The sequence below is a fragment of the Kitasatospora sp. NPDC093558 genome, from assembly GCF_040683475.1.
Taxonomy (GTDB): Bacteria; Actinomycetota; Actinomycetes; order Streptomycetales; family Streptomycetaceae; genus Kitasatospora.
On the sequence record NZ_JBFBDY010000825.1, the window covers coordinates 1 to 2,442 of the forward strand.

General features: G+C 75.1%; 2 protein-coding genes and 1 pseudogene. All 3 read left to right on the top strand.

The window, feature by feature from the left end:
• Positions 1–138: 138 nt before the first annotated feature.
• Positions 139–624: a DUF1453 domain-containing protein gene (locus AB0O00_RS35710; RefSeq protein ID WP_363658866.1), complete on the top strand. Its 486-nt coding sequence runs from the start codon at positions 139–141 to the stop codon at positions 622–624.
• A 56-nt stretch (positions 625–680) separates the two neighbouring features.
• Positions 681–2,069 (top strand): histidine kinase, encoded by a 1,389-nt coding sequence (locus AB0O00_RS35715; RefSeq protein ID WP_363658867.1) that lies wholly within the window; start codon positions 681–683, stop codon positions 2,067–2,069.
• Between the two features lie 51 nt (positions 2,070–2,120).
• Positions 2,121–2,442: pseudogene (locus AB0O00_RS35720) on the top strand (hypothetical protein); the annotation flags it as partial.

The following is a 2,442-nucleotide window of genomic DNA, read 5'->3' on the forward strand; positions in this document are numbered from 1 at the left end:
GCCCCACCCCCCGGGGGGGCCGGCCACACCCGCTTGCGCTTCCACCCCCGGTCCACCCGGGCTCCGATCACCCGGCGGCGCCGGATCCGTAGCGTCGGTGAGGTCAGCACAACGCCTTCCGTCGGGACGGAGAATCCGATGACCGCCCTCGTCAACATCGTCGTGATCATCGCGGTAATGGTCCTGGTGGTCCAGCGGCAGATGCGCGCGCAGCGCCTGGACACCGAGCGCCGCTTCTGGCTGCTGCCGCTGATCCTCGGCGTGCTCGCGCTGCGCGATCCGCAGCTGATCGACCACGACCACACGGCGGTCTCGGCCGGTCTGCTCGCCGCCTCGCTGGTGGCGGTGCTCGCCATGGGCTCCGTCTGGGGCTGGACCGTACGGCTCTGGCGGGCCGCGGACGGCTCGGTCTGGGCCAAGGGCACCAAGGCCACGGTCGCCGCGTGGGTCGGCATGATCGCCATCCGGCTCGGCCTGTACGGGATCGGCTCGGCGATGCACGTCCACCAGGCGGGCAGCGCCCTGATGCTCGGCCTCGCGGTCATGCTGCTGGTCCGCTCGCTCGTGGTGAACTGGAGGGCGCGGACCACCGAGCTGCCCCGGCAGGCCGCCGCGATCGGCTGACCACCGCGCCACCGCGCCGGAGCCGCCGCCGTGTACGACACCCCGAGGAGGAACCCGTGACCGGGAACTGGACCCGCTGGCCGTCCCGCGAGGGACTGGAGCGCGAGGCCGCGAGCGGCCCGCGGCGGGTCCTCACCGTGCTCGGCCGGATCGTGATCCTCGTCAGCGCCACGTGGGGGACGTTCGCCGACGGCCGCTTCACCGGCTGGGCCGCGGCGGCCGCGGCCGGCGGGCTGGTGGCCATGGTCGGGCTGAGCACGGTCTACCTCAACACCAGCCGGGCAAAGCGGCTCGTGCCCTCGCTCGCCGCGGCCGTCGCCCTGATCGGCCTCGCGTGGCTGGCCAACTGGGGCCACGCCATCGTGCTGGCGGACTTCACCTGGCTCGGGCTGGCCGTGATGGCGCTGGTCCGGCTGCCGCCCGCGCCCGCGGTCCTCGTCGCGGTGGCGGCACTGGGCTCGTACACCGCGGTCAGCTGGGCGAGTTGGCTCAGCGTCGTGTCGTCGGTCGTCGGGCTCGGCCTGCTCGGCTTCCTGCTGCGGCTGGACATCGAGGCCCGCGGCACCGCCCGCCGCCTGCTCGCGCAGGAACGGGCCGCCCGGGTCGCCGAGGCGGAGAGCGCGGCGCTCGCCGAACGGGCCAGGATCGCCCGGGAGATCCATGACGTGCTCGCCCACAGCCTCTCCGCGCAGCTCGTCCACCTGGAGGCGGCCCGGCTGATGCTGGACGCCGGCACCGACCGCGAGCAGGTCCGCGAACGCGTCGTCGCCGCCCGGCGGATGGCGCAGGACGGGCTGGCCGAGACCCGGCAGGCGCTGTCCGCGCTGCGCGGCGAACTCACCCCGGTGGGGGACTTCCTGGTCGAACTGACGGCGCGCGAACGGGCGGTGTTCGGCGTCGTCGGCACGCCCCGCCCGCTCGCCGCCGAGGCCGCTCTCGCGGTGCGGCGCACCGCGCAGGAGGCGGTGACCAACGTCCGCAAGCACGCGCCGGGCGCCCGGACCGGCATGCTGTGCCCCGTGACCGTGCGGACTGAGGCGCAGATGTGGACGGAGGCCCCGATCGTGAGCGCGAACCTGCCGGAGGCCGTCGCCGAGGGGCCGGTCCTGCCGGCTCCCCCGAGAGTGGTGGACGACCTGGCCCGGGACCTGACCCAGGCGGCGGCCGCCGTCCGGGCGGTGTCGCGCACCGGCCGCAGCGGCGGCGACGTCGCCGTGGCCGCGTACACCGCCGTGGTGTGCACCGGCCGTTCGGCGGCGCGGGCGCTGGAGGAGGCCGCCGCGTGGTGCCGCCAGGCCCCCGGCGCCGAGGTGCACTCGCTCGCCTGGGCCCGCGTCCCGGGACACCGCGACGACGTCTACGAGTACCGCGTCACCCTGGCCGTCAGCTTCCCCGACGAGGAGACCGGCGAGCACTGCGGAGACACCCACCACGCCCCGCGGTGAACCCGTACGATGGCGCGCATGGGTCCTGGGGATGCGAACGATCTGACAAGCGTGCCTTCCACTTCTGCCACTTCTTCCGCTTCTTCTGCGCCTCCTGGGCCGCCGCCGTCCGGTGCCGGTGAGGCGGCGGCCGAACCGCGCGAACTGTCCACCGCGGCCGCCGTCGGCGCCACCGTCCTCGGCATCGTGGCCGGTGCGGCCGTCCTGCTGGCGTTCTTCCACTGGCTGGGCTGGAGCATCCCGGTGCTCGGCGTGCTCGTCGCCAAACTCGGCATCAAGCTCGCCTTCGCCGGAGCGGCCGGCCTCGCCGCCTCCGCCGCCTGGCTGCGCACCCGCCGCCGCACCGGCCGGACCTGTCTCCGGCCGGACCTGA